The organism is Eubacterium coprostanoligenes (assembly GCF_900167205.1).
Lineage (GTDB): Bacteria > Bacillota > Clostridia > Oscillospirales > Acutalibacteraceae > Eubacterium_R > Eubacterium_R coprostanoligenes.
This window is the reverse complement of record NZ_FUWW01000022.1, coordinates 12,608-27,118: the sequence shown is the minus strand read 5'-3', so window position 1 is coordinate 27,118 and position 14,511 is coordinate 12,608. Positions and strand designations below refer to the sequence as shown.

The 14,511-nt window shown below is 35.9% G+C and carries 14 protein-coding genes; 11 read left to right on the top strand and 3 right to left on the bottom strand.

Annotation, left to right across the window (positions count from 1 at the left end):
* From B5D29_RS07955 to B5D29_RS07945, 3 genes are all read left to right on the top strand, one after another.
* Positions 1 to 287: AbrB/MazE/SpoVT family DNA-binding domain-containing protein (locus B5D29_RS07955; RefSeq protein WP_143406755.1), on the top strand; the 287-nt coding region annotated here is incomplete at its 5' end.
* 22 nt (positions 288 to 309) lie between these two features.
* On the top strand, positions 310 to 525 hold the full coding sequence (locus B5D29_RS07950; protein ID WP_078768905.1) for a PF20097 family protein: 216 nt from the start codon (positions 310 to 312) through the stop codon (positions 523 to 525).
* A 156-nt stretch (positions 526 to 681) separates the two neighbouring features.
* Positions 682 to 1,293 (top strand): YczE/YyaS/YitT family protein, encoded by a 612-nt coding sequence (locus B5D29_RS07945; protein ID WP_078769038.1) that lies wholly within the window; start codon positions 682 to 684, stop codon positions 1,291 to 1,293.
* A 673-nt stretch (positions 1,294 to 1,966) separates the two neighbouring features.
* On the opposite strand, the gene B5D29_RS07940 is transcribed toward B5D29_RS07945, so the two are convergent.
* Entirely contained in the window at positions 1,967 to 2,407 is a 441-nt protein-coding gene (locus B5D29_RS07940; protein WP_078769037.1) for a MerR family transcriptional regulator, read from the bottom strand.
* Positions 2,408 to 2,609: 202 nt separating this feature from the next.
* Between B5D29_RS07940 and B5D29_RS08870 the strand changes: the two genes are divergently transcribed.
* Together B5D29_RS08870 and B5D29_RS07930 are read left to right on the top strand one after the other, a co-directional pair.
* Positions 2,610 to 3,164 carry a carboxymuconolactone decarboxylase family protein gene (locus tag B5D29_RS08870; RefSeq protein ID WP_423240864.1) on the top strand — a complete coding sequence of 185 codons (555 nt, stop codon included), beginning with the start codon at positions 2,610 to 2,612 and terminating at the stop codon, positions 3,162 to 3,164.
* A 36-nt stretch (positions 3,165 to 3,200) separates the two neighbouring features.
* Complete coding sequence (locus B5D29_RS07930; protein WP_078769036.1) at positions 3,201 to 4,370, top strand: iron-containing alcohol dehydrogenase; 1,170 nt, start codon at positions 3,201 to 3,203, stop codon at positions 4,368 to 4,370.
* Positions 4,371 to 4,439: 69 nt separating this feature from the next.
* Here the strand turns inward: B5D29_RS07930 and B5D29_RS07925 are convergent, their stop codons facing one another.
* Both B5D29_RS07925 and B5D29_RS07920 read right to left on the bottom strand, forming a co-directional pair.
* The gene (locus B5D29_RS07925) at positions 4,440 to 5,774 is read right to left on the bottom strand and encodes an MATE family efflux transporter (protein ID WP_200803083.1); all 1,335 of its coding nucleotides are present in this window, start codon (positions 5,772 to 5,774) and stop codon (positions 4,440 to 4,442) included.
* A gap of 317 nt (positions 5,775 to 6,091) precedes the next feature.
* On the bottom strand, positions 6,092 to 6,685 hold the full coding sequence (locus B5D29_RS07920; RefSeq protein ID WP_078769034.1) for a hypothetical protein: 594 nt from the start codon (positions 6,683 to 6,685) through the stop codon (positions 6,092 to 6,094).
* A gap of 222 nt (positions 6,686 to 6,907) precedes the next feature.
* On the opposite strand from B5D29_RS07920, the gene B5D29_RS07915 reads away from it, so the two are divergent.
* The 6 genes from B5D29_RS07915 to B5D29_RS07890 all read left to right on the top strand — a co-directional run bounded on the left by B5D29_RS07915 (position 6,908) and on the right by B5D29_RS07890 (position 14,450).
* Complete coding sequence (locus B5D29_RS07915; RefSeq protein ID WP_200803082.1) at positions 6,908 to 7,642, top strand: MgtC/SapB family protein; 735 nt, start codon at positions 6,908 to 6,910, stop codon at positions 7,640 to 7,642.
* A gap of 27 nt (positions 7,643 to 7,669) precedes the next feature.
* Positions 7,670 to 8,029 (top strand): MmcQ/YjbR family DNA-binding protein, encoded by a 360-nt coding sequence (locus B5D29_RS07910; protein ID WP_078769032.1) that lies wholly within the window; start codon positions 7,670 to 7,672, stop codon positions 8,027 to 8,029.
* Between the two features lie 36 nt (positions 8,030 to 8,065).
* A complete protein-coding gene (locus B5D29_RS07905; RefSeq protein WP_078769031.1) occupies positions 8,066 to 8,536 on the top strand; it encodes a hypothetical protein in 471 nt (156 codons plus the stop codon).
* 190 nt (positions 8,537 to 8,726) lie between these two features.
* The gene (locus tag B5D29_RS07900) at positions 8,727 to 10,091 is read left to right on the top strand and encodes a leucine-rich repeat protein (RefSeq protein WP_159443445.1); all 1,365 of its coding nucleotides are present in this window, start codon (positions 8,727 to 8,729) and stop codon (positions 10,089 to 10,091) included.
* Between the two features lie 118 nt (positions 10,092 to 10,209).
* Entirely contained in the window at positions 10,210 to 12,192 is a 1,983-nt protein-coding gene (locus tag B5D29_RS07895; protein WP_078769029.1) for a DNA gyrase/topoisomerase IV subunit B, read from the top strand.
* A 17-nt stretch (positions 12,193 to 12,209) separates the two neighbouring features.
* Entirely contained in the window at positions 12,210 to 14,450 is a 2,241-nt protein-coding gene (locus B5D29_RS07890) for a DNA gyrase/topoisomerase IV subunit A (protein WP_078769028.1), read from the top strand.
* Positions 14,451 to 14,511: the final 61 nt, after the last annotated feature.

Sequence of the window (14,511 nt, the reverse complement as noted above, 5' to 3'; positions counted from 1 at the left end):
CAAAGTTTTATGGCGTTACAATTGACTCACTGATTCACTCTGATGAAAAAATAGGCAAAACAAAGATAGCACCTGCGCCTATCGGTAAACATCTTTGGGGAACAGTTACTATCGGAAGCAAGGGGCAAATTGTAATACCAAAAAATGCACGAGATACATTTGATATGAAAGAGGGTGACCGTCTTGTTGTGCTTGGAGACGAGTCACAGGGTATCGCTTTAATCAAAGCAGAAATTTTTGAAAAGCAAATGCAAGAAATGTTGGAGCGTTCGCAACGCTCTGCCTAATAACAAAACGGAGGTAAAAACTATGAAATGTCCGGAGTGTGGCAAAGAAATGAGAAATGGTTATTTGTTTTGCAGTAAAGACGGTGCTTTCAGCTTTGCAAACGAGGTACCGGGTGTGTTTACGGATGCGAAAAAAGCTGACGGATTTGTTAAGATTACCGAAGTTAAACCGAGTCACAGAACGAATATCGCCGCTTCAATTTGTGAGAATTGCAAAACTGTAATTTTGAAATATTAATACAATAATATTTGAATTTTTTTACCGTTGACTTTATAAAAGCTCGGGTGTATAATCAAAAAAAATAAAGCTGTCTCGGCTGATGAAGACTATAAATTTTGCTGTTTCTGAACACAACAGCATAGTTTACAGTCTTATTTTTTTGTAGGTGATAATATGAAATTTAAAAAATATGCAACAAAAACGCTGATGATCGTTATCGGATCAATAATATCCGCATACGGAATTACGCTTGCAATAGGCGCAGGTTTCGGCGGCGCAACACTTGCGATATTGTGGCAAGGGCTGACGAATGTGACAGGTATGTCAATCGGCACATCGTCGTTTGTTGTGGCTGTGGCAATGATAATTTTTGCCTTTTTCTATGATAGAAAGCAAATCAATGTCGGCACAATTCTTTACCAAATCATTTATAGTTTTTTCGTGGATGTATTCACAAAAATTCAGCATTATACAGATATTAAAGCGGTTAATTTTGTTATAATGCTGCTTGGCATTGCTATATTTTCGTTCGGAACGGGGCTTTACTCCGCCGCTGATTTCGGCAGGGGCTCATATGAAGCAGTCACATTTTCGCTTGCCGAAAAAAATGGTTGGAAAATCAAAATCGTACGAATGGTTCTTGATATTATAATGGTAATTATCGGTGTTTTGCTCGGCGGTAAATTCGGAATTTGCACAATTGCCACCGTTTTGCTCTCCGGTCCGATAATTCAGGCAACCGTAAGCACTGTTAAGAAATCAAAGATTTTGAAAAACATTTCTTAAAATTCTCATACAATCCTAAAAGTGATAAGACATACAGAAAGGATGAATTAGATTTGTGAACAAGTCCGTAAAAAATGGACAATAGAAAAAAGAGCCCTCTTGATGTAGAATATACATCAGGAGGGATTTTTAATGCCAAGAAATTATCGAAACATAAGTGTTTATGAAAAAATAACAGAATTTGAGTCAATACGAAAATCTTTATAAAAGAATAAATAAAGAATACGGCTTTGCGTACTCCTTTACCATCCTTTGATATTTATAAAAAAACAAAAAGCTGCAAACAGCAAAAACCATTTACAGCTCAAATATTACTTTTAATATAATTATATCAAATTTTGGTTCAAAACATTTAGTCGCCGCAGAACATATTGTGTTGTCCCTCGGAGCCAAACCATTCCTTTTTAACCTCGTGGATTTGGTTAAATCCGACTGATTACTTTTTTATAACTTTATATTTAAGATAACAAAAATGCAATAAAATTAACATTTTGCCCTCATTATTGCCCTCATTTGATTTTGATGTGTTGGTAAAACAGCCTATTTATAAGGGTTTTGATAATGAAATATTAGCCTCAATTCCTTCTGCCCCTGCCAAAGAATAGAGCCGTTTTCAAAAAATCGGCTCTTTTATTTTTTGCTTTGTCTAACACATTTTGCTTTACTGCCTTGTTCATTCTTTGTGCGAATTGATATATGCCGATTTAATGCTGTTCGGTAATTCGTTCGGAATTATATTTTTGAGTCTTTCCTCATTTCCGTCTTTGATAGCCTCACTGTAATACCAACATTTGAAATTTAACATATCAAGCGTTTTATTCAACTTGGTAATCTCAGCCTCTACTTGCTTTTTTTGGTTTTCAAACAATTCTTTTCTTTTGGTATATGTTGAACTTCCTTCCATACACCAAGACATAAATTGCTTAATGTCTTTTATTTGTAACCCTGTTTTTTTCAAGCATTCAATCACACGCAATGCCTCAATTTCATTTTCGCTAAATTGTCTAATTCCAGATGTGCGATTTAATTCTGGAAACAGTCCTTCTTTATCATAGTAACGCAAAGTTGATACCGGTAAATCAAACATTTCAGATACTTGACCGATTGTATACATATTTTTTCCTTCAAAAAAATAAAAAAACTCTTGACTTAAAGTTAGGTTTAGGTGTTATTATCAATATAGCAGAGATTAAAAAAATATTCAATAGCGAATTTTAATTTTTAGGAGGTTGAAATTTATGGCAGTAAAACAAACAGCCGGTAGAAAAGAATTAGGATAAATTGCTCCGAAATTTGCCGAATTAAACGATGATGTATTGTTTGGTGAGGTTTGGAGCAGAGAAGATAAGTTATCACTTAGAGACCGTTCACTTGTTACAGTTACTTCTTTAATGTCGCAAGGCTTAATCGATTCCGCTTTTCGTTACCATTTGGAAAGCGCTAAGAAAAATGGAATCACAAAAGAAGAAATCACGGAGATTTTAACACATAATGCTTTTTATGCAGGATGGCCCAAAGCTTGGGCTGCATTTCGTATGGCAAAAGAAGTGTGGAATGATAAGAACGAGGAAACTGAAGATAATACGATTGAAAAACATGTTTCATCAATGATATTTCCGATTGGTGAGCCAAACGACAACTTTGCTCGTTGGTTAGAGGTTAAAAACAAGGAATTTTATTATATTACTACTATGGCAGATAACGAAAAATCGTCAGCAGACACAACATTGGCTTGTTTTAGAGGTTATGCCGATTGCGTGGAAGGTGCAGTTGAAAAAGGAACTGTTGTTGCCGGCGGTGTGTATGAAAAAGGTGAAATTAAAAATCACCCTGCAATGAAACTTGCATATCAAATGGGTAAAAATGTGTAATGAAATTTCTATATTATTAAAGAATGGAGCAAAATTATGTTAGGAAATTTTAGTTATTGTAATCCGACAAAACTTTATTTTGGAGAAAATTCATTATCCAATTTAAGTGATGAATTGAAAAAATACGGTGATAATGTTGTATTTGTATATGGTACAGGTTCTATAAAAAAGAATGGCATTTATGACGATATAATCAAAATTCTAAAAGAAAGTAATAAAAACATTACAGAAATTGAGGGCGTGATGCCAAATCCGACTGTTGAAAAACTTTATGAAGGTATAGAAATAGCAAGAAATCATAATGCGGATTTTATTCTCGCAGTTGGCGGTGGTTCTGTTTGCGATTTTTCAAAGGCGCTTTCTGTTTCTGTTAATTGTAATGAAGAGCCTTGGGAAAAATATTTTGTTCGTTTTGAAGAACCGGATTGTGAAATAATACCGATTGGCTGTGTTTTGACCATGGTTGGAACAGGCTCGGAAATGAACGCAGGTTCTGTAATTACAAATCAGAATACTAAAGAAAAAATCGGTCATGCCTTTGCAGATGAAAAGATTATGCCGAAATTTACAATCCTCAATCCTCGCTTTACAATGACATTGCCGAAATACCAAATGGTGTCGGGAATTTATGATATTTTCAATCATATTTGCGAACAATATTTTTCAGGAACTGATGATAATACAAGCGATTATATCAGCGAAGCACTTATGAAAAGTGTTATTCACTCAAGCCTTGTTGCGGTGAAAAATCCTAACGATTACGAGGCAAGAAGCAATATTATGTGGACTGCTACTTGGGCGCTTAACACTCTTATTGCCAAAGGCAAAACAACCGATTGGGAGGTTCATATGCTCGGTCAGGCAGTCGGAGGTTATACAAATGCAACCCACGGTATGACGCTTTCTGCTGTTTCTCTCGCATATTACAGATATATTATGCCTTACGGACTTGATAAATTTAAGCGTTTTGCAATCAATGTTTGGAGCGTTTCCCCTCAAGGCAAAACAGATGAGCAAATTGCAAAAGAAGGATTACTTGCAATGGAAATTTGGATGAACGAAATCGGTGTTATTACTAATATATCCGATTTGGGAGTTACCAAAGATGATATAGAAAACATTGCCGATTTAACACTAACAATGGATGGCGGTTATAAGACTCTTAGCCGTGATGAAAAAATCAAGGTGTTGAGTGACAGTTTATAATGTCTGTTTAAAAACAGGTCTGCCCTAAGTTTTGTGGCAAACCTGTTTTCTTATATAATGTGAATATTTCTAAGCCGATTTTTCTTTTGGCCAAGATTTTTTTAGTGCCGAATAGGAAATTAAAAAGTTGGCGAGCCAGCCTGCCGGTACTGCAAGCCAAACAAATTCAATGCCGAAACGCGGTGCAAAAATTAATGCTACAAATAAACGAATTGCAAGATTGACCATATTAGCAATTAAAAACGGTCGCATATTTCCAAGCCCGCGAAGAACACCGTCTGTTGCCATCTTGATGCCCATAAATATGAAAAAGTAGCCGAGCCATTTCATATAATCTCCCGATACTTGATACGCCAATTCTGTTCCGTCTTTGCCTAAAAAAAGTGAAGAAATTTGAGTGTGCATTGTTTCGATAATTACAAATGCAAGAACAGCAAAGCATATATCTAACAGCAAGGCGGCACGGTAACCTTTCTTTATACGGTCGATTTTTTTAGCACCGAGATTTTGCGACACAAAAGGTGACACAGCATTTCCGATTGATACAAATATCAGTGAAAAAACATTCTCTACTCTCATTGTTGCCGCATATCCTGCGAGCGCTTGTGTACCAAATGGATTTACAACCGCTTGCACAATCATCATCCCGATTGATACTGTTGATTGCTGAAGAACAGACGGAACGGCGATTTTAAGCATACAAAGCAGTTCATTTTTGTCAAACCAATGAAACTGACTTGTGTATTTGCGCATACGATGAAGAAAAATGAAAAGGGAAAGTACTGCGGAAATGCCTTGCGCAATAAGAGTTGCAAGTGCTGCACCGAATACACCGAGTTTGAGACCGCCAACCATCCATAGGTCCATAATGATATTCAGAACAGATGAAAATATTAAAAGCCACAAAGGAATTTTAGATTCGCCGATTGAAGTAAACATTGTTGACAGAATGTTGTACATAAACAAAAACGGAAAGCCGGCAAAATAGATACGCAAATACAGCACCGCATCTTCCATTATATCTGCCGGTGTTTGCAATATGCTCATCATCCAATGAGAACTGCAAAATCCAAAAATACCGAGAAATATGCTTAAAAGCAAAAAACTGATTAACGAAGTGGACACAATCGTTTTCATTTTGCTGTAATTTTGAGCACCGAAATAACGGCTGACAAGTACGCCTGCGCCTACGCCTGCACCGAGTGCTATACAAATAAAAACATTTGTAAGTGCGGCACAAGCACCAACGGCTGCAAGAGCAGAAGAACCGACAAATTGACCAACGATGATTGAATCGGCCATATTGTATACTTGTTGGAAGAAACTGCCCAAAATCATAGGCATTGCAAAAACAGTCAATGCCTTGAGCGGCGGATCTGTTATTAAATATTCATCCTTTGCCATTTTTATTCTCCCGAAATTTGTTTAAAGAATTTCTGCGTTTGTTTCTTGAAAAATATTAAATAAAATCACAAAGCTGAACAAGCTACAGCTGTCTCAGTCTGCACCTGTTCGGCTTTTGTTTTTACTGAACAATCGCTCCCTGAGCGAACGTAAAAAGTATAGCATTATAAAAAATAATTGTCAATACAATGTGATGTGATTTACATATAGGATAAAAGCTAAAGGGGATAAATAATTCTGTGTGTAATAAGTATGTAAAAGTAGGTAATAGAAAGCCCTCCTGCGATAGTTTGTTCTACCATGGGAGGGCTTTGTTATTATTCTTTATTTGCGGTTTTTAATGATTCGACAGCGGTTTGAGTATAGTCATCATTAACAGAACTTAAATCGCTCTTTTGCATATCATCTTGAATAGTAAAATCTAAATCTTTCTCATCAACCTGAGCTATTTCTTGACCTGATTGCTTGTAAATATGATTGTCGGAAATAGCATAAAATGTGTATTCATCTTGGATAATATAAACTTCGTTGTATCCGTTCTTTTTCATTTCGTTCAACAGCGGTGCATAGTCCTTGCCGACCGAAACATTATAGCTACAAGCTGTCAAAGAAATAGAGTAAATCAACTCAATGTTACCGTCGATTATAACAGGAATACTAATAACATTTCCTTTATCATTTGAAATATTGTTTATGTTGATTTCGTTTAAAATCTCAATATCGCTCGAAGCGTCAATATCAGACAATCCGTAATCGCTTGGATTATCCAGAACAACGCTTATTGAACTGCCAAAATCGTCTTTGATGATTTTTTGAACATTTTGATTTGATTTGCAAACAACAGCAATCACTATCAAAGCGCAAAGCAATATTGAAATAATTGTGATAATTATCTTCTTTGTTTTACTCATAAAATTATTTCTCTTTCAAAATCTTTTATAATAGTATAATAAACAGTTATTATTAAAAGTGGATATCTTTTGATTTCTTTATATCATAATAATTCTTCTATGTCAACGCTTTATAACATATTAATAAATTATTGGCTTTGGTTATTGTAATATTGTTCAAAATGCTGTATTATAATTGTTATAAGAGAAAAAATATTTAGTTTTGTTTGGGGAGGCTATACTTTGAAGGAACTACTTTTAAATTCTGACATAACCGATACGGGAGGGTTTTTATTAAGAATTTCGTTGGCAATTATTTTGGGTGCTATTATCGGCTTGGAAAGACAGTTGACCCGCCACAATGCAGGAATTATCACTAACATAATTGTTTGTGTTGGTGCTTTTTTGTTTACCTCGTTTGGTTATCTGATTCAAGGACCCGACACTGATTTAACTCGTATTGCTGCGCAGGTTGTCAGCGGTATTGGTTTTCTCGGTGCAGGTTTGATTATCAGAGAGGGTGCGAATGTAAGGGGACTGAATACAGCTGCAACGGTATGGACAAGTTCCGCAATCGGTATTCTATGTTGTCTTAAACAACTGAAATATGCCATTGTTGCGGCATTTGCAATAGTGGTTGTTCATTTGGTGATTCATCCGTTGTCGGATAAAATTGACCAAGCTCGCAAATACGAAAAATCAAAAAAAGAAAACAGAGAAAAGTTCTACAAAATCACCGTTGTTTGCCCTGAAGAAGCAGCGCTTGAAATCAGGAAAAACATTATGTCTATCATCAAAAATGAACCGAATGCGTTGCTGCATAATTTGGAAACTATTGACGGCGAGAACAACGAATCCAAAATCAAGGCTTTTATTACAACCAAAACAAATAACGATTATTTGATTGAAAACATATTGACTAAGGTCGGAAAGGCTGAAGATATTATTTATGCCGGCTGGAAAACTGTTGAGGAATGATTTTAATTGTAATATCGGAGTAGGGGAATGAATCGGAGCGAATTAGAAAAGTTCATATCAGACAATTATGTTTGTACTTCGGATTTTCCGTGGATGCAGTATCCGAACTTCCGTGTCTTTCGACATCCAAACAATAAAAAGTGGTTTGCCGTTATTATGGACATACCGAAAAACAAAATCGGACTTCCGTCTGATGATATAATTTCTGTTGTAAATTTAAAAAGCGACCCAATAATGGTGGGATCACTTTTGCGAGAAAACGGCTTTTATCCTGCGTATCATATGACAAAAAGCAGTTGGATTTCTGTTGTGCTTGAGGGCAGCGCTGATGACGAAAAAATAAAAATGCTTTTGGATATTAGCTTTGAAGCAACAGCAGTAAAATAAAAAAACAAAAAATATTGATTTATATAGGAGAACGCTATGAATACTGAATTTGATTTGTACGGTTTCGATCTTCCTTGCGGGTTGATTCACGACCAAAAACTATCAAATGTTAAGGTGGAAAATGACACTATAGTGCTTACCTTCGATATTGAGTTGTATCCGCAGAATTATTCAGATGATACTATTTATAATCAATACAAGGACTTTAAGCATTGCGATATGATTATTGAGATGCCTGAATGTTCAGATCCAAATTTGCAATTCCAAACCACTGCAAACAGCAAAGGGGAGTTTAAAGGGCTTCAGCTTGAAGTTGACGATTTTGTTAACGTATTGAATAATGCTTCAAGTGCAGAATTTGTTGATTGTTATGTAAGGTGCGGTGAGGTCATTATTGACTTGGCAGTTGGATTTTATGATGCCAAGGATGACTGTAAAAAATACAAGAATTATACTTGGTGCGTTATTAATACAGAAGCATCAAAACTCAAATGGAACTGGTATTGATTAAAAAATTCCGATTTTTCGGGATTTTTTAATTTAATGTTGTAAAATTTTTTCTGTTTAAGCTCTTTCGATGTGATTTTTTGTCGATTTATGAGTTGAATAAAAATTCATTATATGGTATATTATAATAAGAATTTTAATAACATTTAAGAATTTTTAAAACAAGTAAATTTACATTTCGGGGATGTTTATGAAAAGGATTTTGTGCACTTTGCTTTCATTGCTTATATTATTGTCAGCTTGTCCTATTTCTGCTTATGCTCAAGTTATTGAAGAAGAACTATCTGACGGAATAGTTTATACCGTGAACAGCAAAACGGGCGAAGTTATAATTAAGGGCAACGGTGAAATTCCTGATTATTCAACTTCTCCGTTTTTATTTTTGAACGGGGATATTAAGTTTGTTTTAATTGAAAGCGGAATTTCGAAAATCAGTGCAAGATTATTTAGAAATTGTACAAGCCTTGAAAAGATAAGCATCAGCGACACAGTTACTCAAATTGACAATACAGCATTTGACGGTTGCACAGGCATAAAGGAATTCTATGTTGCAGTTGATAATGTGGCATATTCATCTTTTGACGGAGTGCTGTATTCAAAAGATTTGACAAGATTAATAAAGTATCCGCCTGCAAAATCAGCTGAAGAGTTTGTTACATTAAAAAATACAGAAACAATTTGCAAAAATTCATTTAAATATGCTCAACACCTGAAAAAGATTGTTGTTTCGCCGGAAACGAAGAATATTGAAGAAAACTTTTATAAGTTTAACATTCAGGTTGATAAACAGAATGGCACGCCTTCAACTGATGAGGATGAAAAACACGAATTGATATACAGAACCGTTCAACCAACCTGTACAAATTTTGGGTATATTGAGTGCTTTTGCAAAATCTGTAATGATTCTTATATTATAAAATATATTTGCCCAACAAGGCATCGACTTGTTGAAACAGTAACTCCGGCAACAACCGAATCAGACGGTCATAAAGTTAAGGTTTGCTCTGTTTGCGGTGAAGTTGTAAAGGACGAAATAATTAATAAAATTTCAGATTCGTCATTAGACTATTCAAGTGCCGAATATAACCGTTATCAGTTTTCACCAAATGTATATATTGTTGATTCAAACGGTAAAAGGCTTGTTTGCGGAACTGATTATATCTTAAATATTCCAAGAGGCAGAAGATGTGTCGGTATGTATAATTATGACATTGCTTTTATCGGAAATTACAGCGGTATGCAAAGACTTTCATTCTTTATTTATCCACAAAGCCCTGTTTTTCGAAAAATTATTTTGAGAAAAGGCAATGTTGAAATTAATTGGGAGAAGACTGCTTCTCAATGTGACGGCTACGAAATAATGTATAGTCAATATCCAAGTTTTATTAATAATCAAGTGGTTGATGTTAATAATAAAAACGCAAAGAAATTTGCACTTCAAGGCTTGAAACCGGGAAAGTTTTACTATTTCAAAATCAGAAGTTATAAAATTACAAATGAAAATGATATGATCTATTCATCTTGGTCAAATATCGGTAAAGCAAAAATTATATAAATAATAACTATCTTCTTCTTTGGTGCGGTCAGAGGAGGAGATTTTTTGTTGACTTGACTTTTACCCACAATATATTGTATAATTATAAAGTATGTATACTTCTTATGGAGGGATTTACTTGGCGAAGAAACAAGAATACGGAAACGAGAGTATTAAGTCTTTAAAGGGCGCTGACCGTGTAAGGAAAAGACCTGCGGTTATTTTTGGATCAGATGGAATCGACGGTTGTCAGCACTCTATTTTTGAGATTATGTCAAACTCTATTGACGAGGCGAGAGAGGGTCACGGTACAAAAATTACCGTAACTCGTTTTCTTGATGGCTCGGTAGAGGTTCAGGACCACGGCCGTGGAATTCCTGTTGATTACAATAAAAATGAGGATAAGTATAATTGGGAACTCCTTTTCTGTGAACTTTATGCCGGCGGTAAGTACGACAACGGCGGAGACAACTATGAGTTCTCACTTGGCTTGAACGGTCTCGGACTTTGTGCTACACAATATGCGTCTGAATATATGGATGCCGAGATTAAAACAGACGGTTTCAAGTATAATCTTCACTTTGAACACGGTGAAAATGTCGGAGGCTTGCAAAAAGAACCTTACGGCAAAAGAGGCGACACCGGAACACGAATCAGATGGAAGCCTGATTTGCAAGTGTTTACCGATATAAATGTGCCTGTTGAGTTTTATAAGGAAACTATGAAGCGTCAGGCAATAGTCAATGATAAGATTAAGTTTATATTCAAAAATCAACTCACTGCAACTCAATTTGAAACTTTTGAATACTGCTACGAAAACGGTATCAAGGATTATGTTACCGAACTTGCGGGCGATAAGGCTTTCACAACTCCGCAGTATTGGGAGTGCGAGAGAGTCGGCAGAGACAGAGAAGATTTAAAGGATTACAAGCTGAAAATCAGAGCGGCTTTGTGCTTTTCTCTTGAAACACAGCTTAAGGAATATTATCACAACTCATCATTTCTTGAACACGGAGGTGCTCCTGAAAAGGCATTCAGAAGTGCTTTTGTAAATCAAATAAACGCTTATCTTAAATCAACTAATAAGTACAACAAAACCGATTCGCAAATCACTGTTCAGGATATTGAGGAATGTGTAATCTTTGTTGTTTCATCGTTTTCTACCCAAACTTCGTATGAAAACCAAACAAAAAAGGCTATTACAAATAAGTTTATCCAAGAAGCTATGACTGACTTTTTCAGAAAACAGCTTGAGGTTTACTTTATTGAAAACAAGATGGACGCAGACAAAATTGCTGACCAAATTTTGATTAATATGCGTTCTCGAGTTAAAGCTGAAAAAACAAGAAAAACCCTTAAAACAACCTTGCAAACAAAGGTTGATATGACAAATCGTATTCAAAAATTTGTTGATTGCAGATCAAAAAATGTTGATGAAAGAGAACTGTTTATAGTAGAGGGTGACTCTGCTCTCGGTGCTTGTAAGCAGGCGAGGGATGCCAATTTCCAGGCTATTATGCCGGTCAGAGGTAAAATTCTTAACTGCTTAAAGTCTGATTACGACAAAATTTTTAAAAGCGATATAATCACCGATTTGATTAAAGTGCTCGGTTGTGGCGTTGAAGTAAAAAGTAAGGCTGCAAAGGATGTTTCGATGTTTGATATGGATCAGCTTCGTTGGAACAAGATTATGATTTGTACCGATGCCGATGTTGACGGCTTCCAAATCAGAACACTTATTTTGACAATGATTTATCGTCTTATGCCAAAACTTATTGACGAGGGCAAAGTATATATTGCAGAATCTCCTCTTTATGAGGTTACTTGCAAAGACCAAACTTATTTTGCCTACAATGAAATTGAAATGGACGCAATCAAGGATGAAATCGGTGATGATAAATACACCGTTCAGCGTTCAAAGGGTCTTGGTGAAAATGAGGCAGATATGATGTCGCTCACCACTATGAACCCTGCAACAAGACGACTTATTAAGGTTAATCCGTGTGATGCAGAGGCAACAAGCGAAATGTTTGATTTGCTCCTCGGTGACAATCTTGACGGAAGAAAAACATATATTGCCGATTATGGTCATTTGTACCTTGATGCGGCAGATGTAAGCTAAAGGAGGTATTCGTTATTATGGCAAGAAAAAAGAATAGCAGAGATAATGAAGCACAAACTCTTTTGGCAGATAATGTGCATATTCAAGATGCAGGATTGATTAAGGACGAAAATATTGTTGACACTCTCAAATGGAACTATATGCCATATGCAATGAGTGTTATTTTGTCCCGTGCGATTCCAGAAATTGACGGATTTAAACCGTCACACAGAAAGTTACTTTATACAATGTATAATATGGGACTTTTGCAAGGAGGAACAATCAAGAGTGCCAACATTGTCGGCAGAACTATGCAACTTAATCCTCACGGCGACGCTTCAATCTATGAAACGATGATTAGATTATCACGAGGCAATGAGAGCCTTTTGTACCCGTATGTTGAGTCAAAGGGTAACTTCGGTAAGGCTTACAGCAAAAATATGATGTACGCCGCTTCTCGTTACACAGAGGCAAAACTTGCACCTATCGCAAAAGAACTTTTTGAGGATATTAATAAAGATACGGTCGATTTTGTAGATAACTATGATAATTCTATGAAAGAACCAACTCTTTTGCCTGTAACATTTCCGTCAATTCTTGCAAATGTTACAACAGGTATTGCCGTTGGTATGGCATCATCTATTGCATCATTTAACCTTAAAGAACTTTGCGATACGACAATTGCGCTCATTAAAAATCCCGATCATGATGTGTCCGAAACATTGCTTGCACCTGATTTCGTCGGTGGCGGATATATTATTTATGACAAGGACGAGTTAGACAGAATTTATAAAACAGGCAGAGGCTCTGTTAAGGTGCGTGCAAGATACACTTATGACAAATCTTACAACTGTATTGATGTCACTCAAATTCCGCCTACAACAACTTGCGAGGCAATTATTGACAAGGTCGTGGAACTTGTTAAATCAAACAAGATTAAAGAAATTTCGGATATTCGTGATGAAACAGACCTCAAAGGTTTGCGTATTACTCTTGATTTGAAGCGTGGTGTTGACCCTGACGCTTTTATGACAAAGCTGTACAAACTCACTCCGCTTGAGGATACTTTCTCTTGTAACTTTAATGTGCTTATAAACGGCTATCCAAAGGTTCTTGGTGTAAATGACATTCTTAAAGAATGGATAGAGTTCAGACTTGAATGTGTAAAAAGACGCACACGATTTACTCTTAATAAAAAGGCCGAAAGATTGCATTTGCTTCAAGGTCTTGAAAAGATACTTCTTGATATTGACAAGGCAATCAAGATTATTCGCAATACAGAAAGCGAAGCAGATGTTGTTCCAAACCTTATGATTGGCTTTGGTATCGACAAAATCCAAGCTGAGTATGTTGCGGAAATTAAGTTAAGACACCTTAACAGAGAGTATATTTTGAAGCGTACCAAGGATATTGAATCTCTCAAGGCTGAAATTGAGGAACTTCAAACTATTCTTGACAGCAAAAATAAACTTAAAAAGATTATTATTAAGGAACTTAACGAAGTCGCTGATAAATATTCGGGCGAAAGAAAATCAGAAATCCTTTATGAAGTTGAAGAATTTGATGCTACTGCCGAGGCTGAAATTCCTGATTATCCGGTTACTCTCTTTATCACAAAAGAAGGTTATCTTAATAAAATCAGAACAGCTAATCTTCGTATGTCGGGTGAACAAAAGGTAAAAGAGGGCGATGAGGTTGAAACGACCTTTGAATGCTCAAACAAAGACGAGCTTTTAGTGTTTACCGATAAAGGACAGGTTTATAAAGCAAAAGTTGACGATTTTCCTGACGGAAAGGCTTCGCAACTCGGTATTTATGTTGCCGGCAAGCTTGAGATGGAACAGGACGAAAAAGTTGTTTATATCTGCGTAATCAAGGAATATGTCGGATATATGATTTTTGTCTTTGAAAACGGCAAGGTTGCAAAGGTTGACATTACCGCTTATCAAACCAAAACCAACAGAAAAAAGTTGTTAAAGGCTTATTCACTGAAATCACCGCTTGCTTGTATTGAATATATTGAGGAAGACTGCGAACTTGTTCTTTGTTCAACAAGCGGAAGAATGTTGATTTTGAATACGGGTGCACTCACACCTAAAGCATCAAAAGACACAATCGGTGTTTCTGTAATGACGCAAAAGAAGAACCACAAGGTCGAATCTATGCATCATTATGAAGATGGTGAATTTGAAAAAGCATGGCGATTCAGAACCAAAAATCTGCCTGCAGCCGGTGCTTTGCCAACCCCTGCGGATAATGCCGCACAAATAACATTCTGATAAATTAAAAAAAGTCTTGCATTATGTATTCCATTATGTTATAATGCAGTAGTCGAAAATT

What these genes read in the sequence shown, in the direction of transcription:
- B5D29_RS07910 (WP_078769032.1), top strand. Translation starts at nt 7,670, where the DNA reads ATGAATCGGAGCGAATTAGAAAAGTTCATATCAGACAATTATGTTTGT.
- B5D29_RS07940 (WP_078769037.1), bottom strand. Translation starts at nt 2,407, where the DNA reads ATGTATACAATCGGTCAAGTATCTGAAATGTTTGATTTACCGGTATCA.
- B5D29_RS07945 (WP_078769038.1), top strand. Translation starts at nt 682, where the DNA reads ATGAAATTTAAAAAATATGCAACAAAAACGCTGATGATCGTTATCGGA.
- B5D29_RS07920 (WP_078769034.1), bottom strand. Translation starts at nt 6,685, where the DNA reads ATGAGTAAAACAAAGAAGATAATTATCACAATTATTTCAATATTGCTT.
- B5D29_RS07930 (WP_078769036.1), top strand. Translation starts at nt 3,201, where the DNA reads ATGTTAGGAAATTTTAGTTATTGTAATCCGACAAAACTTTATTTTGGA.
- B5D29_RS07905 (WP_078769031.1), top strand. Translation starts at nt 8,066, where the DNA reads ATGAATACTGAATTTGATTTGTACGGTTTCGATCTTCCTTGCGGGTTG.
- B5D29_RS07890 (WP_078769028.1), top strand. Translation starts at nt 12,210, where the DNA reads ATGGCAAGAAAAAAGAATAGCAGAGATAATGAAGCACAAACTCTTTTG.
- B5D29_RS07925 (WP_200803083.1), bottom strand. Translation starts at nt 5,774, where the DNA reads ATGGCAAAGGATGAATATTTAATAACAGATCCGCCGCTCAAGGCATTG.
- B5D29_RS07950 (WP_078768905.1), top strand. Translation starts at nt 310, where the DNA reads ATGAAATGTCCGGAGTGTGGCAAAGAAATGAGAAATGGTTATTTGTTT.
- B5D29_RS07900 (WP_159443445.1), top strand. Translation starts at nt 8,727, where the DNA reads ATGAAAAGGATTTTGTGCACTTTGCTTTCATTGCTTATATTATTGTCA.